This window comes from Methylorubrum sp. SL192, assembly GCF_026672325.1.
Lineage (GTDB): Bacteria > Pseudomonadota > Alphaproteobacteria > Rhizobiales > Beijerinckiaceae > Methylobacterium > Methylobacterium extorquens.
Genome location: NZ_JAPPQV010000003.1, coordinates 2,908,298 through 2,934,471, shown reverse-complemented (window position 1 = coordinate 2,934,471; position 26,174 = coordinate 2,908,298). Strand labels below are relative to the sequence as shown.

30 protein-coding genes and 1 other annotated feature are annotated in these 26,174 nt (G+C 67.2%); of the genes, 16 read left to right on the top strand and 14 right to left on the bottom strand.

Annotated elements, in window-relative coordinates; genetic code table 11:
• Nucleotides 1-34: 34 nt before the first annotated feature.
• The 12 genes from OVA30_RS14650 (at nucleotide 35) to OVA30_RS14600 (ending at nucleotide 12,441) form a co-directional block, all read left to right on the top strand.
• Complete coding sequence (locus OVA30_RS14650) at nucleotides 35-2,665, top strand: LPS-assembly protein LptD (RefSeq protein WP_268177498.1); 2,631 nt, start codon at nucleotides 35-37, stop codon at nucleotides 2,663-2,665.
• A gap of 27 nt (nucleotides 2,666-2,692) precedes the next feature.
• Entirely contained in the window at nucleotides 2,693-3,421 is a 729-nt protein-coding gene (locus OVA30_RS14645; RefSeq protein WP_268175896.1) for a class I SAM-dependent methyltransferase, read from the top strand.
• A 265-nt stretch (nucleotides 3,422-3,686) separates the two neighbouring features.
• Nucleotides 3,687-4,163, top strand: coding sequence for a tellurite resistance TerB family protein (locus tag OVA30_RS14640; protein ID WP_268175895.1), 477 nt, complete (start codon nucleotides 3,687-3,689; stop codon nucleotides 4,161-4,163).
• A 138-nt stretch (nucleotides 4,164-4,301) separates the two neighbouring features.
• A complete protein-coding gene (locus tag OVA30_RS14635) occupies nucleotides 4,302-4,688 on the top strand; it encodes a CidA/LrgA family protein (protein ID WP_268175894.1) in 387 nt (128 codons plus the stop codon).
• Nucleotides 4,685-5,401, top strand: coding sequence for an LrgB family protein (locus OVA30_RS14630; protein WP_012254862.1), 717 nt, complete (start codon nucleotides 4,685-4,687; stop codon nucleotides 5,399-5,401). Before OVA30_RS14635 ends, OVA30_RS14630 begins: the two co-directional genes overlap by 4 nt.
• A 51-nt stretch (nucleotides 5,402-5,452) precedes the next feature.
• Nucleotides 5,453-5,508, top strand: a sequence feature (sul1 is cis-regulatory element that is thought to sense ions involved in sulfur or methionine metabolism; They are found in Alphaproteobacteria).
• Nucleotides 5,509-5,579: 71 nt separating this feature from the next.
• On the top strand, nucleotides 5,580-7,085 hold the full coding sequence (locus tag OVA30_RS14625; RefSeq protein WP_268175893.1) for a SulP family inorganic anion transporter: 1,506 nt from the start codon (nucleotides 5,580-5,582) through the stop codon (nucleotides 7,083-7,085).
• A 165-nt stretch (nucleotides 7,086-7,250) separates the two neighbouring features.
• Complete coding sequence (locus tag OVA30_RS14620; RefSeq protein ID WP_268175892.1) at nucleotides 7,251-8,354, top strand: alpha/beta fold hydrolase; 1,104 nt, start codon at nucleotides 7,251-7,253, stop codon at nucleotides 8,352-8,354.
• A 516-nt stretch (nucleotides 8,355-8,870) separates the two neighbouring features.
• The gene (locus OVA30_RS14615; RefSeq protein ID WP_268175891.1) at nucleotides 8,871-10,142 is read left to right on the top strand and encodes a glycosyltransferase family 2 protein; all 1,272 of its coding nucleotides are present in this window, start codon (nucleotides 8,871-8,873) and stop codon (nucleotides 10,140-10,142) included.
• Complete coding sequence (locus OVA30_RS14610) at nucleotides 10,139-11,185, top strand: HlyD family secretion protein (protein ID WP_268175890.1); 1,047 nt, start codon at nucleotides 10,139-10,141, stop codon at nucleotides 11,183-11,185. Before OVA30_RS14615 ends, OVA30_RS14610 begins: the two co-directional genes overlap by 4 nt.
• Nucleotides 11,110-11,466, top strand: coding sequence for a hypothetical protein (locus tag OVA30_RS26015; RefSeq protein ID WP_442786106.1), 357 nt, complete (start codon nucleotides 11,110-11,112; stop codon nucleotides 11,464-11,466). The genes OVA30_RS14610 and OVA30_RS26015 overlap by 76 nt, the downstream gene beginning before the upstream one ends.
• 283 nt (nucleotides 11,467-11,749) lie before the next feature.
• Nucleotides 11,750-11,986 carry a nucleotidyltransferase domain-containing protein gene (locus OVA30_RS14605; RefSeq protein WP_268175889.1) on the top strand — a complete coding sequence of 79 codons (237 nt, stop codon included), beginning with the start codon at nucleotides 11,750-11,752 and terminating at the stop codon, nucleotides 11,984-11,986.
• A gap of 2 nt (nucleotides 11,987-11,988) precedes the next feature.
• A complete protein-coding gene (locus OVA30_RS14600) occupies nucleotides 11,989-12,441 on the top strand; it encodes a nucleotidyltransferase domain-containing protein (protein WP_268175888.1) in 453 nt (150 codons plus the stop codon).
• 73 nt (nucleotides 12,442-12,514) lie between these two features.
• Here the strand turns inward: OVA30_RS14600 and OVA30_RS14595 are convergent, their stop codons facing one another.
• Both OVA30_RS14595 and OVA30_RS14590 read right to left on the bottom strand, forming a co-directional pair.
• A complete protein-coding gene (locus OVA30_RS14595) occupies nucleotides 12,515-12,964 on the bottom strand; it encodes a GNAT family N-acetyltransferase (protein WP_253397398.1) in 450 nt (149 codons plus the stop codon).
• A 313-nt stretch (nucleotides 12,965-13,277) separates the two neighbouring features.
• Nucleotides 13,278-13,745 carry an Lrp/AsnC family transcriptional regulator gene (locus tag OVA30_RS14590; protein WP_253397397.1) on the bottom strand — a complete coding sequence of 156 codons (468 nt, stop codon included), beginning with the start codon at nucleotides 13,743-13,745 and terminating at the stop codon, nucleotides 13,278-13,280.
• 123 nt (nucleotides 13,746-13,868) lie between these two features.
• Between OVA30_RS14590 and OVA30_RS14585 the strand changes: the two genes are divergently transcribed.
• Nucleotides 13,869-14,423: an RBBP9/YdeN family alpha/beta hydrolase gene (locus tag OVA30_RS14585; RefSeq protein ID WP_268175887.1), complete on the top strand. Its 555-nt coding sequence runs from the start codon at nucleotides 13,869-13,871 to the stop codon at nucleotides 14,421-14,423.
• Between the two features lie 330 nt (nucleotides 14,424-14,753).
• On the opposite strand, the gene rsmA is transcribed toward OVA30_RS14585, so the two are convergent.
• From rsmA to OVA30_RS14570, 3 genes are read right to left on the bottom strand one after another with little or no spacing between them, the layout of a single operon-like run.
• The gene (rsmA, locus tag OVA30_RS14580; protein WP_268175886.1) at nucleotides 14,754-15,644 is read right to left on the bottom strand and encodes a 16S rRNA (adenine(1518)-N(6)/adenine(1519)-N(6))-dimethyltransferase RsmA; all 891 of its coding nucleotides are present in this window, start codon (nucleotides 15,642-15,644) and stop codon (nucleotides 14,754-14,756) included.
• An 8-nt stretch (nucleotides 15,645-15,652) separates the two neighbouring features.
• Entirely contained in the window at nucleotides 15,653-16,702 is a 1,050-nt protein-coding gene (gene pdxA / locus OVA30_RS14575) for a 4-hydroxythreonine-4-phosphate dehydrogenase PdxA (RefSeq protein WP_268175885.1), read from the bottom strand.
• Between the two features lie 23 nt (nucleotides 16,703-16,725).
• A complete protein-coding gene (locus tag OVA30_RS14570; RefSeq protein ID WP_268175884.1) occupies nucleotides 16,726-17,430 on the bottom strand; it encodes a nucleotidyltransferase domain-containing protein in 705 nt (234 codons plus the stop codon).
• A 295-nt stretch (nucleotides 17,431-17,725) separates the two neighbouring features.
• Here OVA30_RS14570 and OVA30_RS14565 point away from each other — a divergent pair, with 295 nt between their 5' ends.
• Nucleotides 17,726-17,905, top strand: coding sequence for a hypothetical protein (locus OVA30_RS14565; protein ID WP_268175883.1), 180 nt, complete (start codon nucleotides 17,726-17,728; stop codon nucleotides 17,903-17,905).
• Nucleotides 17,906-17,993: 88 nt separating this feature from the next.
• On the opposite strand, the gene modC is transcribed toward OVA30_RS14565, so the two are convergent.
• On the bottom strand, nucleotides 17,994-19,088 hold the full coding sequence (gene modC / locus OVA30_RS14560; RefSeq protein ID WP_268175882.1) for a molybdenum ABC transporter ATP-binding protein: 1,095 nt from the start codon (nucleotides 19,086-19,088) through the stop codon (nucleotides 17,994-17,996).
• 277 nt (nucleotides 19,089-19,365) lie between these two features.
• Between modC and OVA30_RS14555 the strand changes: the two genes are divergently transcribed.
• Complete coding sequence (locus OVA30_RS14555; RefSeq protein WP_268175881.1) at nucleotides 19,366-20,022, top strand: glutathione S-transferase; 657 nt, start codon at nucleotides 19,366-19,368, stop codon at nucleotides 20,020-20,022.
• Nucleotides 20,023-20,094: 72 nt separating this feature from the next.
• Here OVA30_RS14555 and OVA30_RS14550 read toward each other — a convergent pair whose 3' ends face one another.
• The 8 genes from OVA30_RS14550 to OVA30_RS14515 form a co-directional block, all read right to left on the bottom strand.
• The gene (locus tag OVA30_RS14550) at nucleotides 20,095-20,475 is read right to left on the bottom strand and encodes an energy transducer TonB family protein (RefSeq protein ID WP_268175880.1); all 381 of its coding nucleotides are present in this window, start codon (nucleotides 20,473-20,475) and stop codon (nucleotides 20,095-20,097) included.
• Between the two features lie 222 nt (nucleotides 20,476-20,697).
• Nucleotides 20,698-21,432 carry a molybdate ABC transporter permease subunit gene (modB, locus tag OVA30_RS14545; protein WP_268175879.1) on the bottom strand — a complete coding sequence of 245 codons (735 nt, stop codon included), beginning with the start codon at nucleotides 21,430-21,432 and terminating at the stop codon, nucleotides 20,698-20,700.
• Between the two features lie 76 nt (nucleotides 21,433-21,508).
• The gene (locus OVA30_RS14540) at nucleotides 21,509-21,757 is read right to left on the bottom strand and encodes a BrnA antitoxin family protein (RefSeq protein ID WP_003605771.1); all 249 of its coding nucleotides are present in this window, start codon (nucleotides 21,755-21,757) and stop codon (nucleotides 21,509-21,511) included.
• A 5-nt stretch (nucleotides 21,758-21,762) separates the two neighbouring features.
• Nucleotides 21,763-21,996 carry a hypothetical protein gene (locus OVA30_RS14535; protein ID WP_003605770.1) on the bottom strand — a complete coding sequence of 78 codons (234 nt, stop codon included), beginning with the start codon at nucleotides 21,994-21,996 and terminating at the stop codon, nucleotides 21,763-21,765.
• A gap of 241 nt (nucleotides 21,997-22,237) precedes the next feature.
• A complete protein-coding gene (locus tag OVA30_RS14530) occupies nucleotides 22,238-22,456 on the bottom strand; it encodes a hypothetical protein (protein ID WP_012254849.1) in 219 nt (72 codons plus the stop codon).
• Between the two features lie 60 nt (nucleotides 22,457-22,516).
• On the bottom strand, nucleotides 22,517-23,035 hold the full coding sequence (locus tag OVA30_RS14525; protein WP_056503163.1) for a GAF domain-containing protein: 519 nt from the start codon (nucleotides 23,033-23,035) through the stop codon (nucleotides 22,517-22,519).
• A 399-nt stretch (nucleotides 23,036-23,434) separates the two neighbouring features.
• Entirely contained in the window at nucleotides 23,435-24,271 is an 837-nt protein-coding gene (locus OVA30_RS14520) for an alpha/beta fold hydrolase (RefSeq protein ID WP_015823866.1), read from the bottom strand.
• A gap of 247 nt (nucleotides 24,272-24,518) precedes the next feature.
• Complete coding sequence (locus tag OVA30_RS14515) at nucleotides 24,519-25,091, bottom strand: fasciclin domain-containing protein (protein WP_012254846.1); 573 nt, start codon at nucleotides 25,089-25,091, stop codon at nucleotides 24,519-24,521.
• Between the two features lie 123 nt (nucleotides 25,092-25,214).
• On the opposite strand from OVA30_RS14515, the gene OVA30_RS14510 reads away from it, so the two are divergent.
• Complete coding sequence (locus OVA30_RS14510; protein WP_268175878.1) at nucleotides 25,215-26,135, top strand: oxidoreductase; 921 nt, start codon at nucleotides 25,215-25,217, stop codon at nucleotides 26,133-26,135.
• The last annotated feature ends 39 nt before the right edge of the window (nucleotides 26,136-26,174 follow it).

Here is a 26,174-nt window from a genome sequence, read left to right as displayed (position 1 = left end):
GGTCGGGACGGGTTCGGTCGTGCAAGGGACTATCGTGATCGGCGTGCAGGGGGCTGCACAGGGTTCGAGGGACGCGTTGCGTAAGGTCGCCGACATCGCGATCACGGTCTCCATGGCCGCACTGCTGACGGCAGCCTACGGGCTCGCCGCGCCGCGCGCCCATGCCCAGGCCGGACTGGAGAAGCTCGCCGGCTCCAAGCCCGGCGAGAAGGGCCAGCGCCTGCTCGTCGAGGCCGACGAGCTGATCTACGACAACGACCGCAACACCGTGACCGCGCGCGGCAATGCCGAGCTGCATTACGGCGCGCGCACGCTCCAGGCCGACCGGGTGCGCTACGACCGCGGCACGAGCCGCGTCTTCGCCGAGGGCAATGTCCGCCTCACCGACGAGACCGGGGCCCTGGTCACCGGCGAGCGGATGGAGCTGACCGACGACTTCAAGAACGGCTTCGTCGAGGCCCTGCGCATCCAGCAGACCGTCGTGATGAAGGGCGAGACGGTGCGCACCCGCATCTCCGCCCCGCGGGCGGAGCGAATCGCGGGCGAGCAATCGAGCTTCGACTACGCGACCTACACCGCCTGCGAGCCGTGCAAGGACCATCCGGAGACGCCGCCGCTCTGGCAGATCAAGGCGGCCAAGATCATCCACAACAATGAGACCCACACGATCAGTTACGAGGATTCGAGCCTCGAAATCGGTGGGATCCCGGTCGCCTACCTGCCCTATTTCGAATCCGCCGACCCGACGGTGAAGCGCAAGACCGGCTTCCTGACGCCGCGCTTCATCACCTCGACCCCGCTCGGCAGCGGCGTCGCGACTCCGTACTTCATCAACCTCGATCCGAGCTACGACCTGACGATCACGCCGGCCTTCGTCTCGCGCCAGGGCGTGCTGGGCCAGGCCGAGTTCCGCCAGCGCCTCGACAACGGCAGCTACAATCTGCGCCTGTCGGGTATCTTCCAATCGACGCCCTCGGCCTTCCTGCCGGGGCCGCTGGGTGCGGCCGACCGCGAGTTCCGCGGCTCGGTCGAGACGCGCGGGCGCTTCTTCATCAACGAGCACTGGCGCACGGGCTGGGACCTCGTCGGCGTGACCGACAAGTGGTTCCTCGACAACTACCGCATCCGCAACCAGAGCATCACCACCGACTATTTCCGCGAGGCGGTGTCGAGCGCCTACCTGATCGGCCAGGGCGACCGCTCGTGGTTCGAGGCGCGCGGCTACTACTTCAAGGCCCTGTCGAGCTTCGACTGGCAGAAGGAGCAGCCCGTCGTCCTGCCGGTGATCGACTACGACAAGCGCATCAATGGGCCGGGCAGGCTCGGCGGCGAGGTGCGGTTCGAGGCCAACGTCACGAGCCTCAGCCGCGAGGCGACCGACTTCCAGGGCATCCCGCGCACGGGCAGCTATCTGTTCGCCCCGAGCGTCAACGGGATCAGCTATCCGCTCTACGAGACCTGCACCACCTTCGTGCGCGACCGCTGCATCGTGCGCGGTTTGGGCGGCGTCGACACGCGACTCTCGGCCCAGGTCTCCTGGCGCCGCAGCTTCATCGACGATTTCGGCCAGGTCTTCACGCCGTTCACCTATCTGCGCACCGACGCCTTCTTCGTGAACCCGAGCCGCTCGGGCTTCCAGAACGCCTTGGTGAACAACATCACCACCGTCGATGACGGCTTCTCCGGCCGGGTCATGCCGGCGATCGGCCTCGACTACCGCTATCCCTTCGTCGCCGATTTCGGCGGGCTCGGCGTCCATACCCTGGAGCCGATCGCCCAGGTGATCGCCCGGCCCTCCGAGACCCGGATCGGCCGCCTGCCCAATGAGGACGCGCAGAGCCTGGTCTTCGACGACACCTCGCTGTTCGAGTGGGACAAGTTCTCCGGCTACGACCGGGTCGAGGGCGGCGTGCGGGCCAATCTCGGCGCGCAATATTCGGTCGTGACCCCGTCCGGCTGGTACGCGAACCTGATGTTCGGCGAGTCGATCCAGATCGCGGGCGTGAACTCGTTCCGCCGCGGGGATCTGGCCAATGTCGGCCTCGATTCCGGCCTGGAGAACCGCCGCTCGGATTTCGTCGGCCGCTTCCAGCTCTCGCCTAACCAGAACATCAGCTTCATCAGCCGCGCCCGCTTCGACCAGCGCGACTTTGCCGTGAATCGGTTCGAGACCGGCGTGACCGCGCGGTTCTCGCCGTTCCTGCCGCTCGAAACCTCGCTGTTCTACTCGTTCTACGAGGCGCAGCCGGCGCTCGGCTTCGCCCATCGCCGCGAGGGCGTGACGGCCTCGGCCACCTACCGCATCACCCCGAACTGGTTCGTCACCGGCTCGGCGCTCGTCGACTTCACCCGCTACCTCGACACCCGCGACACCTTCGCCGACCTCTACACCGCCTATCTCACCAACCCGGTCGGCCTCGCCCCGGTCTACAGCAGCCCCGGCCTGACCTACCTCTCCGGCCTGAGCCTCGGCGGCGGCTATCAGGACGAGTGCACCACGGTCTCGCTCAACTACATCGTCTCGCCCATCGCCACCGCGATCGGCGTGCGCGAGCGCAACCAGACCGTGCTGCTGCGCCTGGAATTGAAGACTTTGGGCGAGGCGGACCTGCGCCAGAACGTCAGCAGCTCGACCACCGCCGACGGTATCGCCTCGGTGCGCTGAGATGGTCGTCTGCGCCGGGATACGACGATGCTGAAGGGGGCGGCCGATTCGCTGATCCGCGCCTACGGCGCCTTGGCCACGCTCCCGTTCAGGTTCCGCCGGGACCGCATCGCCCCGCCGAAGGACCTGGCGCACGGCGCCTGGATCGACACCCTGTCGGAGCGCTTCGACAAGCCGGGTCTGCGCGTGCTGGAGGTGGGTTCGCGCAACGTCACCGGCGCCAACTTCCGCCACCGCTTCGCCCAGGCGGAGTATGTCGGCTTCGATCTCTACGCGGGCGAGAACGTCGATGTGGTCGGCGATGCCCACCGGCTTTCCCACTATTTCGGGGACGATGAGCGCTTCGACCTGATCTTCTCCTCGGCGGTGTTCGAGCATCTCGCCATGCCCTGGGTGGCAGCGGTCGAGATCGCCAAGCTCCTGAAGGTCGGCGGCCACGTCTTCGTCGAGACGCACTTCTCGTTTCGCTCGCACGAGCGGCCGTGGAATTTCTTCCAGTTCTCGGACATGGGCCTGCGCGCGCTGTTCAACGACGCCTTCGGCTTCGAGCTGATCGACAAGGGCATGAGCAGCCCGATCGTCGGCTACTTCACCGACCGGGCGCGGTCGGGCCTGCGCTTCGCGCCGATCACCGAAATGTACGGCCACAGCGAAATCCTGTGCCGCAAGCGTGCCGAGCCGGCGGGCTTCGACTGGGCCCGCATCCCCCTCGACGCCATCGTGGACGGCACGCGCTACCCGGCGCCGAGCCGGTAAGGCTGAAACGCCATCGGGTTGGCGATACCCGCGACATCGCCCCACGGATTGCCCGCTGGGGCATCGGGAGCCAACCAAAGGCGACGGGCGCGGTGCGCTCGCTTGCGTCCCCGTTCGCTTGCCATCCCAGGACGCGGCCGCACCCTGTGCAGCCGCACCACGGCGAGGCCGGAAATCCTGTGATGGGCGGGCTTCGGCGCGCTCCGTGCTTGACCCCGTCCCGCCCGGCACCGACGGTGGCGCGCAAAATCGGACGGGAACGGACATGGCCCTCCTTCAGCGGCTTCTCTCCTACGCCTCCTCGGCCTTCGGCCTGCCGACCCCGGCCGAGACGGTGCCCGATGGCAGTGAGGAGCATCTCGCGGCGACCGCGCTGCTCGTCCACGTCGCCCGCGCCGACGGCGTGCTCGACCCGGCCGAGGGCGAGCGGCTGGTGCGCCTCGTGCGCCGCCGCTACGCCGCCAGCGACGCGGAAGCTGAGAGCCTGATTGAGCGCGCCGCCACCTTCGAGGCGCAGACCCGCGACATGACGAGTTTGGTCGAGCTGATCGGCAGCGACGGCAGCAGCTCGGAAGAGCGGGGGCGGCTGCTTGCCATGGCGTGGTCGGTGGCCGGCGCCGACGGCGATCTGCACGAGTTCGAGGAGGCCCTGGTCTGGCGCCTCGGCAAGCTGCTCGGCTTCGACGAGCCGGCGATCACGGCGGCCCGCGACCGCAGCTTCCGCGAGCCCGCCGGCGCGTGATGATGAATCCGGATTTCGAAAAGGCGAGCCTTTTCGCGGGTCCAGGCGCGGGTCCAGGGCAGAGCCCTGGGACAAGATCGCGGCGCCGCCCCGTGACCCCGCCAAAGGGATGATCCCCTTGGGATCCCGGACGTTTCGATGATCGTCAGCCTGACCCTGATCCTGCTCGCCCAGCTTGTGGGCGAAATTGCCGCCCGCGCCGCCGGCCTGCCGGTGCCGGGGCCGGTGATCGGCATGGCGCTGCTCCTCATCTTTCTGGTGCTGCGCGACCGGACGCAGCCGGCCTCGAACCGCTGGCTGCCGCCGCCGCTGGTCGATGGCGGGCTGGAGGGCACCGCCAAGGGGATGCTCGCGCATCTCTCGATCCTGTTCGTGCCGGCCGGCGTCGGCATCGTCGGCAAGCTCGACGTGCTGGCGAGCCACGGGGTGGCGCTCGCCGTCGTGCTCACCCTCTCCGTGACCCTGACCCTGGCGGCGACGGTGCTCACCTTCGTCGCGGTCTCCAAGCTTCTGGACCGCCGATGACCGGCGAGTTCGCGCTCTGGGTTTATCTCAGCCACACGCCGCTGCTGTGGCTCACCGTGACGCTGCTGGCCTATGCGGTAGCCGACCGCCTGTTTCAGGCGGCCGGGCGCCACCCGATGGCCAACCCGGTGATCCACGCGATCTGGATGATCGGCCTCGTGCTGACGCTGACCGGCACGCCCTACCGCGCCTATTTCGAGGGCGCGCAGTTCGTGCACTTCCTGCTCGGCCCGGCCACGGTGGCGCTCGCCGTGCCGCTCTACGAGCGGCGGGCGACGGTGATGCGTGCGCTCCTGCCGATGCTCGCCGCCCTTCTGGTGGGCTGCGTCACGGCGATGACCTCGGCGCTGGTCTTCGCCAAGCTCGTCGGCATTCCCTATGATGTGCGCCTCGCCATGGCCCCGAAATCCGTGACCACGGGCGTGGCCATGGGCATCGTCGAGGCGCTCGGCGGCGACCCGACGCTGGCCGCCGTGCTGGTGATGCTGACCGGCATGGCCGGCGCGGTGATCGTCACGCCGCTGATGCGGACCCTGCGCATCGAAGACATGCGCGCCCGCGGCTTCGCGGCGGGGCTCGCCGCCCACGGGCTCGGCACCGCCCGCGCCTTCCAGGTCAGCGAGGTCGCCGGCACCTTCGCCGGCATCGCCATGGGGCTCAACGCGTTCCTGACGGCGGTTCTCGTGCCGGTGGCGGTGAGTTTCTTGCGCTGAACCTCCCGCATTGCGCTGCGGCGCAGCACGCCGTAAACCCCACCGCAATCGCTCGGACCCGGTGCAAGCCCGGGTGGCTCTTCCGGCCGCCGATCCGCCGGACCACGCATTCGCGACGCTCGCTCCCCTCCCCGCATCAGCCGGCGGAGCCTTGCGTCCCTCTGCGGAATCTTTTGCAATGTCATCGACGGTTTCAACCGCCCGCGGGCGGTTCGGCTCGACTTGGTTCGCCAACTGGTTCGCTAACCCTTGGGCCGACATCCTCTCCGGCATCGTCGTCGCGCTCGCCCTGATCCCGGAGGCGATCGGCTTCTCGGTGATCGCCGGGGTCGATCCGAAGGTCGGGCTCTACGCCTCGGTCGTGATCGCCTGCGTTATCGCCTTTGCTGGCGGGCGCCCGGCCATGATCTCGGCCGCCACCGCCGCCACGGCGGTGGTGATGGTCGATCTCGTGCGCGACCACGGCGTCCAGTATCTCTTCGCCGCCACCATCCTGATGGGCGTGTTCCAGATCCTGGCGGGCCTCGCCCGGCTCGGGCGGCTGATGCGCTTCGTCTCGCGATCGGTGATGACCGGCTTCGTCAACGCGCTGGCGATCCTGATCTTTTTAGCGCAGCTGCCCGAACTCACCGGTGTGACACCGGCCACCTACGGGCTGATCGCGCTGGGGCTCGCGATCATCTACGGCTTCCCCAAGCTCACCCGCGCGGTGCCCTCGCCGCTCGTCGCCATCGCCGTGCTGACGGCGCTGACCGCGTATCTCGGGCTCGACGTGCGCACCGTCGCCCATCTCGGCGCGCTGCCGACCGCCCTGCCGAGCTTTGCCCTGCCGGACGTGCCGCTGACCTTCGAGACCCTGCGCATCATCCTGCCCTACTCCGCGACGCTCGCCGCGGTCGGCCTGCTGGAGAGCCTGCTCACGGCGCAGATCGTCGACGACATGACCGATACCGGCAGTTCCAAGAACCGCGAATGCATGGGCCAGGGGCTCGCCAACATGAGTTCGGCCGTGTTCGGCGGCATGGGCGGCTGCGCGATGATCGGGCAATCGGTCATCAACGTCTCGTCCGGCGCACGCGGCCGGCTTTCGACCCTGGTGGCCGGCAGCTTCCTCCTCGCACTGCTGGTCCTGTTGCAGGATCTCCTGGCCATCGTCCCCGTCGCGGCGCTGACGGCGGTGATGATCATGGTCTCGCTCAACACCTTCTCCTGGCGCTCGCTGCTACAGCTGCGCACCAACCCGCTGCCCTCCTCCCTGGTGATGCTCGCCACCGTCGCAGTGGTGGTCGCCACCCGCGATCTGGCCATCGGCGTGCTCGTCGGCGTTCTGCTCTCGGGCGTGTTCTTTGCCGGAAAGGTCGCGCGGATGAGCCGGATCACCGCCGAGCTGTCGCCGGACGGGCGCACGCGCACCTACCGGGTGGCGGGCCAGGTGTTCTTCGCCTCCGCCGGCAGCTTCGCCGAGGCGATCGATGTCCGCGAGCCGGTGGAGCGGCTCGTCATCGACGTGCACGCGGCGCATTTCTGGGACATCTCGGCGGTCGGCGCCCTCGACCGCGTGGTGATGAAGGCCCGCGCCGCCGGCCGAACCGTCGAGGTCGTGGGCCTCAACGAGGCCAGCGCCACCCTGGTCGAGCGCTTCGGCCAGCACGACAAGGCGGAGGCGTCGCTGCCCGCCCATTGAGGGGCCGGTCGCCGCATTCCCGTTCCAACCCTGGTTGTGCGCTGCGGTCAAACCTCGGTAGTGTCGGCGTGCGACCCTCCGGAGCGTCGCGATGCGGTGTCGCCCTGACGATGCTCAGGACGGCCCAATCTGAGGCCGAGCCGGCCCGTTGCCCTGCGAGGCGCCGTGTTTCCCTTTGACCCCTCCCGTCAGAGCCGGCGCCGCGTGAGCCGCAGCCTCACCCGCGCGACGCGGCAAATGACAGGGCAACTCACGCGCTCCCTCGAGAGCGCCGCCAAATCTGTCACGAAGGCCGTGACCCGCTCGACCGAGCAGGCGATCCGGGAGACGCGCAAGGCTACGGTCCGATCGGTGAAGCGGACGGTCCGCGACACCGAGAAGGCGGTCGCGGCCGCCTTCTCCGCACAAGAGACCGAAGTGGTCCGCAAGCCGCCCGGCCAGTTCGTGACGGTCGATGGCCTGCCCGTGCACGTCATCGTGCGCGGACGCGGAAGGCCGGTGGTGCTCGTCCACGGCAACGGCACCATGGCCGAGGATTTTGCGATCTGCGGCCTGATCGACCGGTTGGCGGCGCGCTACCGGGTCATCGCGATCGACCGGCCCGGCTTCGGCTACACGGGCCGCCCCCGCCACCGCATCTGGACCGCTCAGGCTCAGGCCGTGCTCCTGCACCGGGTGCTGGAACAACTCGGCGTCGAGCGCCCGCTCATCGTCGGGCATTCCTGGGGCACGATCGTCGCCCTCGCGCTCGCGGCCGACGGGCGGCGCCCGTTGCGCGGACTCGTGCTGCTGTCGGGCTCCTACTTTCCGGGGCATCGCACCGACGCGGCCCTGATCGCCCCCTTGGCCGTGCCGGGCCTCGGGGACGCGATGCGGGCCATGGTGCCGGCGAAGGTGAGCGCCTCGCTCACCGGGCAATCGTTCCGGCAGGTGTTCTGGCCTCAACCCGTGCCGGCCCGCTTCACGGCGCGTTTCCCGATCGAGATCGCGGCGGCGGCAACGCAGTTGCGCGCGGTCTCGGAGGACGCCGCCTCAATGAACGCCGCCGTCACGGGGCTTCAGCGCCGTTACGCCGGCCTGACGCTGCTCGTCTCCATCCTGGCCGGGGACGCGGACGCGATCGTCAAGGCCAGCGAGCACTCGGTGCGGCTGCACACGACGATCCCCGGAAGCACCCTCCGGCTCCTGCCCGGCCTCGGCCACATGATCCATTACGGCGCGCGGCTGAAGGTCGAGCGCGCGATCGACGATCTGATGAAGCTCAGATAAAGAATACGCAACATTTCTCGAAGCCCTTCAGCCGCTGAAGGCGAATTGGGCTGAGCTTTCCCTCGCCGAAGAGTGCATTCCGATTTCCAATGCTGCTTGGCTGCTAAGCGTCGAGGAAGCGCGTTCGTTCGCCCACACCTGCAAGCGCTGGCCGGCATAACGCCACGCGAACTGAGGTCTGCCGACGTAGAGTGTACTCGGGTGCCATGAGAGCAGGGTTGAGCTTGGAATGGTGCAGCGCCTGCAGACTGAGCCATGGTCGTGATCGATCACGGACTTACAAAAGTTGACCAGCTCTCAGGACTCGAAGACCCGGCAAGGTATGTCGCTCAGCTGCTGTCGCCAGAAGATACGGCGAAGTTTCTGCAAGGCCCTATTGCTGAGCTTACGCCGCCGACCGGCCACCCATATTCGCTTATCTAGAGTTTTTACCCCATACTACCGGAGGGGACGATTCTCTGAATAGCTAATCCGAAGCGAATAGCGCGAACGACGACCAAACATTTGAGGTGATCGATGTTCGCGATGCTGTATGTGATCGTTGATACGAATTGGCTTTTGCTTGCTTTTTCCGCGCTTATGTTCGACCTGCCCCGCTACACATTTTCGCTACTTTCCTGGTCATTGGTCGGCATATTCAGGAATTCGCGACCCGGCGATAGGCGGGTCCAGGCCGCCGTGAGCGTGATCATCCCGACCTTCAATGGTGGTTCGGGGCTTGCTCCGACGATCGCCTCACTCCGCCAGCAAACCTTGTCACCACTTGAGATTATCATCGTCGACGATGGCTCCACGGACGATACGCGCGCCGTCGCAAACCGAGCGCGCCAAGACGGCTTGGTGGACATGGTCATTTGCCACGGGACCCGCTGCGGCCGCAGTGCCGCGATCAACGCAGCAGCGAGGTTCGCGAGCGGCGATCTCCTTTTCACAATCGATGCCGATACAGTTCTTGAGCGCGACGCGATCGCACGGCTTGCCAATGCGTTCAACGATCCGCGCGTGGCCGGCGCCTGCGGCAACATCGCGATTCGCAACGAGAGCGCGTCGCTATGGACCGGGCTGCAGAGCGTCGAATATATGATGTCGATCAGCGCCGGCAAATCTATTCTCGATGTTGTCGGCGCGATTGCTTGCCTGTCCGGTGCATGTTCGATGTACCGGCGCGGTGTCTTCGCGCGGCAAGGCGGCCTTGATGTCGGCCCTGGCGAGGATCTCGAGTTCAGCCTGCGGTTACGGCGCCTCGGTTATCGGGTCCGCTTTGTGCCAGATGCCTGGGCTGAAACGGACGGTCCGGTGGCAGCCGTCGGTCTTCTGCGCCAGCGCGCGCGCTGGGATCGCGACGCGTTGCGCATCCGCTCCATGATGTATGGAGAGCTTAGCTTCTTCCATCCACTGGAGCGACTTCCGGACACCCTCCAGCGACTAGACTTCATCGTCTTCGATTTGATACCGACGATGAGCCTCCCATTTTATTCAATATACATCGTGATTTTGTTCGGACCGGCTCACGCTATCCTCTTTATTTGTGCAATATATTTTCTTTTGCTTTGGATTTCGCTTTTCAATATGGCGCTGGCTTTCGTTCTTTTCAGTAGGTCTCCCAGTTTTTTCAGCCTTGGAGCTGCATTTATATTCCCATTATACCAAGGAATTCACATGAAATGCGCCCGCTTCGTTTCGTATTCGTCGGAAATCCTCTTCGCCACCTCGCGGCGTGATGACTACGTGCCGCCGCGCGTCCGCCGTGCGCTCTTCGCAGACGAGGTTGGAAAGGTGGTCTCATGAACGTTCGTATCAACCGCCTGGACCCGAATGTGCCGGATCCCGTCGAGAGCCGCCGGCGCGCCGCCGGGCGGGTCGTGCGCATTGCCTACGCCGTGGGCATCTTCGGCGTCCTTGGTTTCTTTGTCGTCTATTTCGGCGCACCCTTCGTCTTCCTCAGCGGTCCCGGAATCGTCTCCTCCCCGCGCCACGTGCTGTCGCCTCCCTTCACCGTGCAGGTCAGCCGCATGAACGTGAGGCCCGGCTCCACCGTGAAGGCCGGCGATGAAATCGGACAGGTGTACTCGCCCGAGCAGGAGACCATCGTCGCGACCTACATGCGCGCGCTGTCGGATATCGCCGGCCGCAGCGCCGAACTGCGCGTCAAGGCGCGTGTCGCCGCGGAATCGCTCGAAGCGGCGCGGGCGTATCAGCGCGAAACCGAGACGGCTCTGGAACGCATCGCTGCGATGGCCAGCACGACGACGACATTTCGCGTCCAAATTCTCCGTGAGCGCGCGCTCGCGAACAAGGACGTCATCTCGCAGCAGGCCGAGGCCGAGGAGGCCACGAAACAGCTTGTCTCTCTCGATGCGTTCAGCAAACAGATCCACGATCAGCTAGACGAGGTGAAGCAAAACTTCAGATCCGGTCGGGTATTCGCTCCCGTCGGCGGCATCATCTCGACAGGACTGGCCCAGACCGGCCAGTCACTCGTCGCCGGCGCGCCGATCGCTGACATCCTCAACCCAAACGATGTCTATGTTGACTGGTATATCCCCAATGAGCGATTAATCGATCCTCGGATTGGAAATGATGTATTTGTGCTTTTCGGACACCGCCGCATTCCCGGAAAGATCACAGAGATTCTGCCCGTTTCGGCCGTATTCGGAAGCTCACAGCAGCTCACCTTGCGTGATCGTCCGGCGACTCAAATTGCTCGCATACGTTTCACCTCTGAGGCGTCAACGCCAGCCCTTAACTCTACCGTATGCGTTCATATGCATTACAGCAAAATTTCCACAGATATCTCCCGTTCACTGATAAAAATTTGTGGCCTAGATTGAATTATCTATTAAATTCTCACCGAGATGTCCCAATGAATATCGAGGCAGGCCAATCATCATGCCCGCTCTGTAGAGCGGAACATTTAGAAATCACTCCAGTTTTACATCATATGATCTGTGCTTATATTGGTCCGCAGTACGATTTTGCTGAATCGCCTGCCGGATACACATGCCCAAAATGCAGACGCAGTATCGTGTCGGACGACATGGCTTGCGAAATCGTCGGAGAAAGCGCGCGCTGCACCGCATGCGGCAAGGAGATGATCGTTTCGCCGTTATGAGAGCACGTCCCCTATTCCGGCGAACCTCCGCCGAAGCGGACCAGCCTCTCCCGGCCAGGATCTGCCAAAGCCAGCCCACCGTACGGCCTGGAAGCGGACCTTCCGGCCGTCTGCATTGGGTGGAAACCGGACCCTACTACGCTACCCGAAAGCGGACGTTCCGTTTCCGACCCGTTGCAGCCTCTCAGGCGGTGTTGCCGTCTACCCGGAAGCAGACGTAAATCGGGTAATGAGCATTCATTCCTCTCTGTCGCCTTCTGACGCCCTTACGATCGCGCGAGCCGTGGTCCGCGAGCGCTATCAGGCCGCCTCCTTTGCCTTTGTTGCTGGCTCGATCATGCGGGGGCAAGGGACGAACCTGTCAGACATCGATCTCGTCGTCGTTTTCGACACGCTGGAAGCGGCCCACCGAGAGTCCTTCACCTTCGAAGGCATCCCGGTGGAAGTATTCGTCCACGATCCCGGTACATTGGCTTGGTTCGTCAACGATGACGCAGCGCGGGGTGCCCCTCGATCCTGAACATGATCGCCGAAGGCCAAGCGATCGGAGAATATCTGGAACACGCCGCAGCGCTCCAGAAGTCAGTTTCGGCAAAGTTGAGGGCTGGCCCACCGACCTTGACGCAGGCCGAGATGGATGCGCTGCGCTACGAGATCACAGACGCGGTCGATGATCTGCGGGGAGAACGGAGCGCGCCTGAACTTCTGGCTATCGGTGCCATGCTCTATCCCAGGTTGGCGGAGTTGGCGTTGCGCGGCCGCGGCCGATGGAGCGGCGTGGGGAAGTGGACGCCGCGACTTCTGGCGGAAGAAGACCACACATTGGGCGATCGCTTCGATACCGCGTTTCGAGCGCTCTTCGCGGCCAGTCAACCTGGTCCCGTGATTGCTTTGGCGGAGAGTGAACTGACTCCACACGGCGGCCGGTTGTTCGAAGGAGACCGCCGAACCGCGCCCCCGGACTGGCGAGCTTAAACGGCTTGGTAGGCGATGACCCGTTGCGGTTGTTCAGCGAGGCGATACTCGGTCCCGGAAGCCGTCGCTCATCTCAATCGCTTCTGCGGGGCCGATGCTTCTCAAAACGTGCGTCACCGTTTTCCAGCTCCTCACTTCGCTTCCACCCCAACCGCTCGTAGATGCCAGCCGCTCGCGACGAACCGTCGGTTTCGAGCCAGATCGAGGCGTGGCGCTCGAAGAGAAACGCTTCCGCTCGTTCCACCAGTTGGCGGCCGATGCCTACTCCCTCACGTTCTGGGCGAACGAAAGCTGCAAATATGCAGGCATCCTCAACATCCACCATCGAGAAGCCGACGATCTGACCTTCCAGTTCGGCGACCCAAATGCAGGGATGCTCGCAAAGCGCCTCTCGGATCGTCCCGAACGTGACGCCTATTTCGGCCATTTGCCCGACCGACAGATGGTTTTCTCGAACACTCGTGCGAACCTCGAAGATTGCGGGAATGTCGTCGTCGACGGCATCGCGAATGGAGATCGTCATAGGCAACCAGATGGCCGCGGGAATGGGCGGCGGGCTTCGTGAGTATGCCTGCCTTTTGTTCCTGCTCATTTAAGGCCAACAGGCAGGAAACCACCTTACCCGGTCGGTGGCCTATGCCTCCAACAGCCCAGGAGCGGACCTTCCGAGGGTCGGAAGCGGCCCAAACGATGCTCAAAATCCGTTAGGATTTGCCCCTATGGCCGACCGGAATATCGAACGGACTTGGGGGCACCGCGCCTACGTCCGCTGTGGGTCCCCGAGGCAGGGAAAGCTGTCGTTGTGATGCGCGGTCACCCCCAGCTGGGCTCGATCGTTACAAACGGGACTGAAGGGGTTCGATGGGTTTGGGTGGCTCACTCCTGAGAACGACGTTGGTCGCAACAGCGCCGTATTTCGCCACGGCGTCAACGATGCGTTCGAGGTCCTCGGGCGCGGGCACCATGACCCGCAGGATGAAGCAGTCCTCGCCGGTCACGCGGTAAACCTCGATCACCTCGGGCAGGGTCCTGAACAGATCCAGACACGGCTTGATATGCTCGTGCGTCGTGCGCAGCCGCATGATTGCAGAGGTGGCGATGCCCAGGGCCTTCGGGTCAATCTTCGCGCCGTAGCCCGTGATGACCCCACGCTCTTCCAGGCGACGGACCCGTTCCGACATGGCGGGCTGTGAAAGGCCGATGCGCCGTCCGAGTTCGGATAGGGCGATGCGGCCTTCGTGCTGAAGAGCCGCCAAAATGGCGCGATCCGTCGCATCGAATTCGAGCTCCGAACGATGTGCCATCTCTGACCGCCTTTCCACCTTGAAATCATCGGCGGAAGCGCCTTCTGGCCGATGACCATCCATATACGCAGTGCCACCACATCCGCATAGTTCCGGGCATCGCAAACCTTTAGCGACACGGAAATGACATTGATAATCCTTCCGGGGATCGGCGGTTCTGGAGAAGCCCATTGGCAAACCATCTGGCAGAGTGAAGGCTCTCAATGGGTCCGGTTCCAGCCGACGAGTTGGGACCACCCGGAACTCGATGACTGGGCTCAGGCTCTCGACGAGGCCATCCGGCAGACGGACGAGCCCGCGATCTTGATCGCGCACAGTTTAGCTTGCCTCCTGGTCGCGCATTGGGCGGCTCGTTCACAGCTCGCCAGGAGGGTCGCAGGAGCTTTCCTGGTTGCTGTTCCTGATCCAGACGGGCCTCGGTTTCCGCTGGCGGAAGCCGGCACCTTCGCTGATCCGCCGTCGGTTCCATTGCCGTTCCCAACCCTCATCCTGGCTAGCAGCAATGATCCCTACGCCTCCTTCAAGCATGCTGAACGTCGCGCCTTCGACTGGAAAGCGGGCATCATCGATGTCGGAGCTTTGGGCCACGTCAACAGTGCGAGCGGTTTAGGGGCGTGGCTAGAGGGGCGAAGGCTCCTGACTGCATTCCGATCCGGAGCGCACCGTTCGAACGGTTGAAACGGCGCGGGATGTCTCCCCCTTCGTGCCCAGGTGGAAGGACGACGTCCGCTTGTGGGACCTCGTCCTGAGGTCGTCGATGTCTCCAACGGGTCGAAAGTTTGCATTCCCCGGTCGCGCTGAAGGCGCGATCGACGGTCAGGCATCACACTGATGGTTTCGCGCCCACGGGGCTCCTGGCTTCCATCCGTGTTCGGCACAAGGACCAGCCCATGAGCGGGCCCTGCTGAAAGGCGATCCCATAGGCGGTCGCGGCCATGCTAGAGGGCGGCCATGCCAGAGGATGGCCGCCACTTCTGTCGCAAGACATCGCCCGGCCCGGAAGCTCGGTTACAGGGCGCTTTCACGCGATTCCCCCGCCTCCAGTGCCCGCGCCAGCGCCACGAACCCGGCGACCGGGATCTCCTCCGCCCGCGCCGTCTCCGGTAGGCCGGCGGCGGTGAGCAGGCGGATGGGGTCGGGGGTGGCGGCCTTCAGGCTCTGGCGCAGCATCTTGCGGCGCTGGCCGAAGGCGGCGCGGGTCACCCGTTCGAGGTCGGCGATCCGGCAGGGCAGCGGCTCGGGCCGCGGGCGCAGGTGGACGACGCTGGAGGTGACCTTCGGCGGCGGCACGAAGGCCGACGGCGCCACGTCGAACAGGATGGTCGCCTGCGTGCGCCAGCCGCACAGCACGCCGAGCCGGCCGTAATTGGCCCGGTCGCCTTCGTCGGCGACGATGCGCTCGGCGACCTCGCGCTGGAACATCAGCGTCGCCGACTCCCACCACGGCGGCCAAGCCTCGTCGCGCGTGTCGGCGCCGAGCCAGCCTGTGAGCAGCACAGTGGCGACGTTGTAGGGCAGGTTCGCCACGATCCGCACCGGCCCCTCGCCGACCCGCGGGCGCGGATCGAAGCTGACGGCGTCGGCATCGATCACGTCGAGGCGGCCGGGATAGTGTGCGGCGATCTCGGCCAGAGCCGGCAGTGCGCGGGGATCGCGCTCGATCGCCACCACGCGCTTGGCGCCCGCCGCGAGCAGCGCCCGCGTCAGCCCGCCGGGGCCGGGGCCGACCTCCACCACCGTCACGCCCTCGAGTGCCCCCGCCGAGCGGGCGATGCGGCCGGTCAGGTTGAGGTCGAACAGGAAATTCTGGCCGAGCGCCTTCTTCGGCTCCAGCCCGTGCCGCCGCACGACCTCGCGCAGGGGCGGCAGGCCGTCGGTGCTCAACGCTTCGGTGCTCATCGATCGCTTCAGGCGCGGACGGGGAAGGGCAGGACGGTGTCCGCCGGGCGGTGCGCGAGGCGATGCGCCAGCCGCAGGGCGGCGATCAGGCTGTCCGGCTTGGCGATGCCTTTGCCGGCGATGTCGAAGGCGGTGCCGTGATCGGGCGAGGTGCGGACGAAGGGCAGCCCCAGCGTCACGTTCACGCCCTCGTCGAAGGCCAACGTCTTGACCGGGATCAGCGCCTGATCGTGGGTGGGGGTGAGCGCCACGTCGTAGGTCGCCCGCGCCCGCTCGTGGAACAGGGTGTCGGCCGGCAGCGGCCCGCGGATGTCGATGCCCTCGCTGCGCAAAACCGCCACGGCAGGCGCCAGCACGTCGCGATCCTCGGTGCCCATGGTGCCGGATTCGCCCGCATGCGGGTTGAGGCCCGACAGGACGAGGCGGGGATGTTCGAGGCCGAAGCGGGCACGCAGGTCGGAATGGACGATGCGCGCGGTGCGCTCGACCAAGTCTTGCGTCAGCAACTCGGGCACGCGGCGCAGGGCGACGTGGATCGTCACCGGCACCACGGCGAGGGTGTCGCTCCAGATCATCATCACCGGCAGCGGCGGCTCGCGCCCCTCTCGTGCGGCGAGTGCGGCCAGGAACTCGGTATGGCCCGGATGGGCGAAGCCGACCCGCGTCAGCACGAACTTGGCGATGGGGTTGGTCACCACAGCCGAGGCCGCGCCGGAGCGCACCAGATCGACGGCGGCGGTGATCGACTCGACGATGGCGCCGGCATTGGCCGAATCCGGCGCGCCGGGCGTGGCGATCACCTTGGCGCCGCTCGGCAGCGGCAGCACCGGCAGGGCGCGGGGAAACACCTCGCAGGCGTCGTCGGGCTCGACCTCGGCCACGGGCACCGACAGGCCGAGCCGGTAGGCGGTGGCTTCCAGGAATTCGGGGTCGCCGATGAGCTGGAACGGCGGCACCCCCCGCTCACCCCGCAGCTGCCACGCGGCGAGCGCGATCTCCGGCCCGATCCCGGAGGGATCGCCGAGGGTGAGGGCGAGCGGTCTGTCGTCGGAGGCCATGGGGGACCTATACAAGGTTTCGCCTACAATGCCTGCGCCCAGGCATGTCCGGGATGCAAGCGGTCGAGACCCTCCCGCAGCCAGCGCCGTTCTGCGTGGGTGAGATGCGGCAGGGCCCGCTCGAAATCGGCCGTGTCCTTGTCGCGCCAATGCTTCGCCTTGAACAGCAGGACGGCGGCCGGCCTGAGATAGGGGATGCCGTCGGGCGTCGATGCCACCATCTCCGCGCGAGGATGCCGGATGGCCGGGCAGCGCCGGCAGACCCAGACGTCCGGCTCGCCCGGCTCGATCATCAGATCGACCCGCCAGCGGGCGGCGCGGGCATCGAAGCACCAGATCTGGAGAATGTGAGGCGGCGGCTCTGCGCCTTCCGGCAGGATCTCGAAGCGACCGTCGGCCACCGTGTAGAGCGTCATGTCTGATAGGGCTTGGCGGAAGACCCCGACATCGTCGCGCAGCACCGTGAATTCGAGATCCTCGTGGTCGCGGGTCTGGTGCCCGTGCCACAGGTCGAGGGCCCAGCCGCCGACGACGCACCAGGGCCGCGCCACCCTTTCCAGCCGCCGCGCCAATTCGCCCGGATGCCAAGGCGACCAGTCGTCCTCCGGCGGCGCAATGGGGCTGTGTCTATCTGCGGTTCCGCTCGCGGCCACCGCGCCATCGCTGCCGTCTCGGGAGGGCCCCGAGCCGACATGGGCCGAATCCGGCGCGCCGGGCGGGGCGGTCACCTTGGCCCGCTCGGCAGCGGCAGACCGAGCCGGTCGGCGGCGGCTTCCGGGAATTCGGGCAGGAATTCGGGATCGCCGAGGGCGAGCGGTCGGTCGTCGGAAGCCATGGCAGGCTTATAGCGCGGTTTCACTGATCACCGAGGCGATGTGGGGGAGCGGCTGGGAGGTCGGCATCGCTTTCCGAACCCCCCTGGCGGAAGAGGGCCGGGCGAAGAGGCGATCGTCGCAAAAATTGTCGTTGCCGCCGCTTCGCGCATTCTTAGAAAGTCAGAAGGGATGGTGAAGGGAGCTGAGGATGAATACGCGCCAACAACGCTCGCTTCGCGAGCCGCGCGCCCGTCACGAGGCCTGGATCAATCGGCGCTCTCCCGCAACAGCCAAGGCTATTTTGTCGGCGCGAGAAAAGTCGGCGCAGCGCAATACAGAAGCCCACCTTCCGGCTTTGAACGACAACCACACGAAATCGGCCGAGTGACCCTCCGCATCGTCGTCGATGTCCCGCTCAGCTTGGGCGCGACGGGTTGTCCGGCTCCGATGAGCTGACCCGCGCCCCGGCGCTCCCCTCAAATCTCGATCCGCCCGCCCCCCGGCGCCTCGCCCGCATCGAGCGCCACGCTCTTCACGATGGCGAAGACCGGGCACCCGACCGTGAGACCCAGGTCGCGGGCGGAGGCGCGGGTGAGGCGGGCGGCGAGCGTCGCCCCGCCGCAGGCGACCTCGACGAGGCAGGCCGTCCCCTCCTCCCGAAGGGCGGCGACACGGCCCGGCAGGACGTTGCGGGCGCTCAACGCTTCAGGCCGGGCGAGCGCCAGCAGCACGTCGCGGGCGGGCACCCGCAGGTTGAGGCGGCGGCCTTGCGGAGCGTCGATCAGCGGCAGGTCGAGGGGGCCGGCCGCGCCGGTCAGGCGTGTCAGGCCGGCCTCCGGATCGTGGCGCTCGACCTGCATGGCGAGCACGCTGCCGGCCTCCGCGCTGTCGGGGATCAGGTCGGGCCGGCGCAGCACGGTATCGACCGGGCCGCTCGCCGCCACGCGGCCGGCCTCCAGCACCACCACGGTCGAGGCGAGGCGCGCCACCTCCGCCACGGAATGGCTGACATAGACGATGGGCAGGCCGACCTCGTCACGCAGGCGCTCGATATAGGGCAGGATCTCGCGCTTGCGGGCCTCGTCGAGGGCCGAGAGCGGCTCGTCCATCAGCAGAAGCCGCGGGCGCGCCAGCAGCGCCCGGCCGATCGCCACGCGCTGCCGCTCGCCCCCCGACAGGCCGGCGGGGCGCCGGTCCAGCAGCGGGCCGATGCCGAGTAGGTCCGCCACCGCGTCGAGGCTCGGGCCCCCTGCCCCGCGGGAGAAGAGGCGGCCGAAGCGCAGGTTCTGCCGCACGCTGAGATGCGGCATCAGCCGCGCCTCCTGGAACACGCAGCCGATCCGCCGCCGATGCACCGGCACGCGGATGCCGCGCGCGGTGTCGAGCAGCACCGTGCCGTCGATGGCGATGCGCCCGCGCTGCGGCTGGGCCAGCCCGGCAATCAAATCGATCACCGTGGTCTTGCCCGAGCCCGAGCGCCCGAACAGGGCGGTGAGGCCGGCGCCCGCGCTGAAGGCGACATCGAGCGCGAAGCCGTCGCGGCGGAGCGAAACGTCGATGGCGATGGTCATGGCGCGATGGTCATGGCGCGATGGTCATGGGGCGATCGTCATGGGGCCTCGGCTCGCACGATGCTCTCGCCTTTTGTTTTGCATCATCTTTTTCCGAAAGCCGGTGCCCACCGTTCGGGACGATGCTCTCGCCTTTTGTTTTTTGCATCGTCTTCTCCGAAAGCCGGTGCCCACCTTTCGGGACGATGCTTGAGCTTCCCAGAAAAACCGATGCGGCGACAAGGGGCCCGAGGCGCGCGCTGCCGCGTTGTCGGCGCAGGATCGAAAAAGGCAGGCGATGATCACCGTCCACCATCTGGAGAACAGCCGCTCGCAGCGGGTGCTGTGGCTGCTCGAAGAGTTGGGGCTCGACTACACCGTGAAGCGCTACGAGCGCGACCCCGCGACGATGCAGGCGCCGCGCAAACTCCGCGCCGTGCATCCGCTCGGCAAGTCGCCGGTGATCGCGGCGGACGGGCATGTGGTGGCGGAGACCGGCGCCATCGTCGAATTCCTGACCGCCCGCGCCGACGGCGCCCTGGTGCCGCCGGCCGGCACGCCGGAGCGCGCGCGCTACACCTACTTCCTGCACTATGCGGAAGGCTCGGCGATGCCGCCGCTGCTGCTGAAGCTGATCTTTTCGCGGCTTGCGCCCGGCAGCCCCGCCCTGCTGCGCCCGCTGGTTCGGGCGATCGCGGGGAAGGTCACCGGCGGTTTCGTCGATCCGGAGCTGCGCCGCCATGCCGCCTACTGGGAAGCGGAATTGGCCGAGCGCGCGTATTTCTGTGGCGCGGACTTCACCGCCGCCGACATCATGATGAGTTTTCCCCTCGAAGCCTTTGCCGCCCGCGGGACCGGGGCGGGCCCGCTTCTGACGGACTGGCTCGCCCGCATCCACGCGCGGCCGGCCTACAAGCAGGCCCTGGAGCGAGGCGGGCCGTATGCCTATGCGTGAGGTGGGCGACCCATCCGCTCGACGGCGCGAGGACAAACCTCACGGGATCAGCCCACGACACGAGACGAGCACTCAGAACCGGCGGTCGGGGCGAAATTGTATGGGAAACATCAAGGTGATAAGATTGGGCCTGTAACAGGCCGGCAGCGGTGGAAGCTGCAGGCCGGCCGGGAATATACTGAGTAACCTTGCGTCAAACTGGGGCGATCCCGACGATTTCGCAATTTCTGATGACGTCACGACACCATCTTTTCTGATCGATAGCGAGACGATGTTGATCCTTTCAATGGAAGCGTCGCTCCGCACCGATCTGACGCGTGCGGAGATCATCGGCTGAAGCTTGTCCCTGTATTCTCGAAACGCGTTGCGCCCGCCTTCGCCGCAACCGGATTGCGCCTTGGCCTGAAAGGCAATCGTGGCCAGAAGGCAGGCCGCCGCCAGCTTCAGCTTCATCGTAGGGTGGCTTTCGTCTCGCCCTTCGCATCCCGATCGATTTGGGACGGCTGGCCATGAGTGTTGTTGCGGATAAGCCCGGCCTTTGGCCAGGCGGCGACCCGGCTGCCCGCCCGGTTGTGCGAAGTCAATCTTCTACTTCGGCTTGTCTCTGGGATGAGGGCAGGACCGTTCGGCCGGGGCTGCGCGAGGGGGTATCCGTGTCGCAGCGGGAGGCGGGCCCTACCGCCCCGCCCCGATCCGCCGGCTCATCCGCCGCGCCAGCCCCTCGGAGGCGACGAGCGCCAGCATCGAGACCGCGACCGAGATCAGGGTGAGGCGCAAAGCCCCCGCCTCCCCGCCCGGCACCTGGGTCAGCGTGTAGATCGCCGAGGGCAGGGTCTGGGTCTCGCCGGGGATGTTCGAGACGAAGGTGATGGTCGCGCCGAACTCGCCCATCGCCTTGGCGAAGGCGAGCACCGCGCCCGCGAGGATGCCGGGCAGGCTGAGCGGCAGGGTCACGCTCAGGAACACCAGCGGCGGCGCGGCGCCGAGCGTCGCCGCCGCCTGTTCCAGCTTGCGGTCCACCGCTTCGATCGACAGGCGCATCGCCCGCACCATCAGCGGCAGGCCCATCACCGCGCAGGCGAGCGCCGCACCGGTCCAGCGGAACGAGAACACGATGCCGATCTCGGCGAGCCATGCGCCGAACACGCCGCGCCGGCCGAAGGCGAGCAGCAGCAGGTAGCCCGTCACCACCGGCGGCAGGATCAGCGGCAGGTGGACGAGGCCGTCGAGCAGGGCGTGGCCGGGGAAGCGCCGCCGCGCCAGCAGCCACGCCAGCAGCAGGCCCAGCGGGAGGCTCGCCAGCGTCGCGACAAGGGCGACGCGCAGGGAGAGAAGGAGCGCCGTCGTCTCGTCGGGGTTGAGGCCGAGCCACGCCGAGGGCCAATCTGCCAGTCCGCTCACGGCGCCCATCCCCGCAAGGCGGAGAAGCCGGGCGCGGTCATCCGCCGAGGCTCGCCCTCACGACCCTGTCCTCAAAGACTTGCCCTCAAAGACCTGCAGCGGCCTTGAGGGCGGCGTTGATGCGGTCCTGCCAGCCGGGGCCGTCCTTCTGGTAGTGCTCCAGCACGGCCCGGTCGATGCGCAGGGACACCGTCTCGCGCGTGCCGGGAATCAGCGGCGCCCTGGGCGGTGCCGGCGCGGCCTCCTCGGGGGCTTTGCGCGTCGTCACCGCGCGGAAGGCGGCTTCGGCGGCTTGGCGCGGGTCGCTCGGGCGGCGGGTACGGTCGATGGCCATGGGGGTCAGGCCGTCGCTTTCTTGCGGCCGCGCTTGGGCGCGGGCGGGTTGGCGGCGCGCTCCGCGGCCTCCTCCGCCTCCTTGGCGAGCCGCAGGGCCCGCAGGCGCACGGTGCGCTCGTCCACAGCTTTGACCGCGGCCAGATGCTCGGCCATGGCCTGCTGCCCCTCGCGGGCCATACGCTCGGCCCGTTCCGCGCGCTCGGCGGCGCGGGTCTTGGCGTCGATATCGTCGCTCATAAAAGATCTTTCGACGAGAACTCGCGCCGCGTGAAGTCCCGGCGGCGGCGCGCGGCGTCCCGACGCGGGAAAGGTCGGGCGCGGGACGGCAAAGAACCCCGAGCAGGACCATCGAGGATTTCTGCTCGAGACTTAGCACGAAAGCACACGCAATGACCAATTCAGCCAGGGCAGGGCTGGTTTTCCCCCACTCATCGCAACGTTTGTGAGAAAGAGGCCGGCCGGCTCGATCCGGCTCCGATCAATCCCGGTCTGCGCGCCGCAGGGACCAGTGCAGGACGCCCTGCGCATCGACGAGCCAGAGGGCGTTCGCCCGCTCGTCCTTGGTCGAGAGATCGTGCGCGTTGGCGAGCCGGACCGCTTCGCTCGGGCTGGCCGCCGTGATCGTCTCCTCGAACAGCGGCGGTCCGATCTGGCCGTCGGGGGCCCGGCAGGCGCCTCTGAGAACGAAAACCGGCATGCATCCTCCTGATCCACGCGGTTTATCCCCGAATGGGCGGCCGGTCACCCGTGCCGGCCCTCAGGGGATGGCCGGTTCGGCGCTCTGCGGGGCGCGCAGCCGGGCAAGGGCCACCGTGGCTTGGTGGGCCAGCGCTTCGAGGCGGGACACCGTCGTCGTGTCGAGCCAGACCATGGCGCACCAATAGGCGCCGAGTGCGGCCACCGGCTCGGGCGCACCGATCGGGACCATCACGAGGCTTCGGATCGCCTTGTAGGCATAGGCGGCCGCCGGGATGCGGGGATCGCTGCCGACATCGAGGATGACAGCCGTCTCCCGGTTCTGCATCGCCCAGCCGGAAACGCAGATGTCGAGCGGGAAGCGGCACCCCTTCCACAGGGGCTCGATCGCATCCTCGGCGACATAGGCGCAGACGTCCTCCTCCCGCAGCACGACGGCGATACCATCGGAGCCGGCGATCCGACGGGCCGTCTGCGCCAGGACGTCGACGACGTCCTCCAGGGACTGAGCTGCGGCCATGAGCTCGGCGGTCCGCATCAGATGCGGGTTGGCCTGGGAGCGCTCATCTAACATCGGCATAAGGTAGGGCGTTTGGGCCGATTCGTACAGGCGGCCCGTCCGTGGAGCGACGCGCGGGAGGCAAAACCGGGACACGAAGCATGATGATTGCCGCCGTCCCGCCGACGGAACTGCCGCTCGACGCCACCATCCGCGAGAAGATCCGCGAGCGGATCGCCCTGGCCGGTGTCTCGGGACTTGACTGTGCCGGATGAGACTTACGAATTGCCACGCTTTGCTGCGCAGCATGTTCCACTGGATTGTCGCTGACCGGCAGCGAAGGCCATTTGCGACCCTCGCCGGAGCGACTATGCATGGGGCGGGTGTCCCGCACGCGTCCCCAATCGTCGGCCGCCGGGGCTGTGAACCGCTCCCCGGCGACGATGCGCAGAGCCGCTGAAGGCGGAGCCGGCGCCCGGCTCAGCCGCGGATGAAGGCGAGGATGTCGGCGTTGAGCTGGTCCGCGTTGACCGTGAGCATGCCGTGCGGAAGGCCCGGATAGGTCTTCAGCGTGCCGTTGCGCAGGAGCGTGATCGATTTGCGCGCCGCCGCGACGATCGGCACGATCTGGTCGTCCTCGCCGTGGAGCACCAGCGTCGGCACCGAGATCGCCCGCAAATCCTCCGTCTGGTCGGTTTCTGAGAACGCCTTGATGCCCTCGTAATGCGCCTTGGCCGAGCCCATCATGCCCTGCCGCCACCAGTTCCGGATCACGCCCTCTCGGACCGCCGCGCCGTCGCGGTTGAAGCCGTAGAACGGGCCGGCGGCGACATCGAGGAAGAACTGGGCGCGGTTGTCGGCCAGCGCCTTGCGGAACCCGTCGAAGACCTCGATCGGCAGGCCCTCCGGGTTGGCCTCGGTCTTCAGCATCAGCGGCGGCACGGCGCTCACCAGCACCGCCTTGGCCACGCGGCCCTGCGGCTCGCCGTGCCGGGCGACGTAGCGCGCGGCCTCGCCGCCGCCGGTGGAATGGCCGATATGGACGGCGTTCCTGAGATCGAGATGCTCGGCGACCGCCGCGGCGTCGGCGGCGTAATGGTCCATGTCGTGGCCCTCGGAGACCTGCGCCGAGCGGCCATGGCCGCGCCGGTCATGCGCCACGACGCGAAAGCCTTGGTGCGCAAAGAACAGCATCTGCGCGTCCCAGTCGTCGGACGAGAGCGGCCAGCCGTGATGGAACATGATCGGCTGCGCGTCCTTCGGGCCCCAATCCTTGTAGAAGATCTCGGTGCCGTCCCCGGTGGTGATCGTCGCCATGCTCGCCTCTCCTCACGGTGCGGTGGTCCGGAGCGGCCTTCGGCCCCGGGTGTGGCTTGACGGTACGAGGATGGTCCCGGGGCGCGGTTTTGAAAATGGGAAACGACGGAAACCCATCGTTTCCGGAGGTGGTATTTTACGCGGGATCCGGATGCCCGCCGGCGGAGCTCGTGAGATCAGGGTCGAACGAAAAAGCCCCGGCCCAGACGGGCCGAGGCTTCGCGCGTCAACGCATCTCAGCGGAGGATCAGGGCTGAAGCACGCCGTTGATGACGTGGATCACGCCATTCGACTGCATCACGTTGGCGATGGTGACGGTGGCGGTGTTGCCCTTGGCGTCCGTCACGAACACCTTCTTGCCCCGGGCCTGCACCGTGAGCGGCTCGCCCTGGACGGTCTTCAGGCTGGCTTCCCCGCCGCCCCGCTTGGCCAGAGCCATCAGATCCTTGGCCGTGTAGGTGCCCGGCACGACGTGGTAGGTCAGGATTCCCGTCAGCGTCGCCTTGTTCTGCGGCTGCACCAGGGAGTCGACCGTGCCCGGCGGCAGCTTGGCGAAGGCGGCGTCGGTCGGCGCGAAGACAGTGAAGGGGCCGGGGCCGGAGAGCGTGTCGACGAGGCCCGCCGCCTTCACCGCCGCCACCAGCGTGGTGTGGTCCTTCGAGTTCACCGCGTTCTCGACGATGGTCTTCGAGGCGTACATCGGCGCGCCGCCGACCATCGGGTTCTTGGCGAGCGCCGCCGTCGGCGCGGCGGCGAGGCTGAGGGCGAGCGCAGCGCCCAGGGTCAGCGATTTGGTAACCGAACTGCGGATACGGAACATGGTTTCCTCCTGTGCCCGTGCCCCGTCTTGTCCGGGGATCACGCCGCCCATTACGGAGCCCGCGCGCGATCGGTTTCGCGCGACCGGTCTTTTTTCGACTCGACGCGTGAGGAGCGCCGCTCGATGGCGAGACATCCCTGGACCGCCGCCGACATTCCCTCGCAGGCCGGTCGCCGCGCCGTGGTGACGGGAGCGAGCGCCGGGCTCGGGTTCGAGACGGCGCGGGCGCTGGCCGGGGCGGGGGCCGCGGTGGTGCTGGCGGTGCGCGATCTCGAGAAGGGGGAGCGCGCCGCCGCGGCGATCCGGCGGGAGCATCCCGCCGCCGCGCTGTCGCTGCGCCGGATCGACACCGCCTCGCTCGCCTCCGTGCGCGCCTTCGCGACGGAGTGGCCGGCGGAATGGGCGATCGACCGGCTCGTGCTCAATGCCGGCATCGCCGCGGTGCCCCGGCGCGAGGAGAGCGTGGACGGGTTCGAGCGGCAACTCGCCACGAACTATCTCGGGCATTTCGCGCTGACCGGGCTGCTGCGGCCGGCCCTGAGCCCCTCGGCGCGGGTGGTGTCGGTGTCGAGCGTCGCCCATCGCAGCGGACGAATCCGGTTCGACGATCTGCACTGGCGCGAGATTTACGGGGCGCAACGCGCCTACCGGCAGAGCAAGCTCGCGCTGCTGATGTTCGCCCTCGAACTCGACCGGCGGCTGAAGGCGGCGGGATCGGGCATCGCCTCGCTTGCAGCGCATCCGGGGCTCGCCCGCACCGAGGTGTTCCGCCGGGGCGACCGGGCCGGCGCGTTCCAGCAGGGAGCGGGACGGGCGATCTTCTCGCTGATCGGCCAGCCGGCGGCGCAAGGCGCCCTGCCGATCCTCTACGCGGCCACCGCGCCGGAGGCGGAGCGCGGGGGCTATTACGGACCGGACGGCGTCTGGGAGGCCCGCGGCTACCCGAAGCCCGCCGCGATCGCGTCTCAAGCCCTCGACCGCGCGGCAGTCGGGCGGCTCTGGGCGGTCTCGGAGACCCTCACCGGCGTGCGGTTCGCGCTGTGAGGGAGGCTTCGGTGTACCCCGAAGCCGACAAGCCGGTCC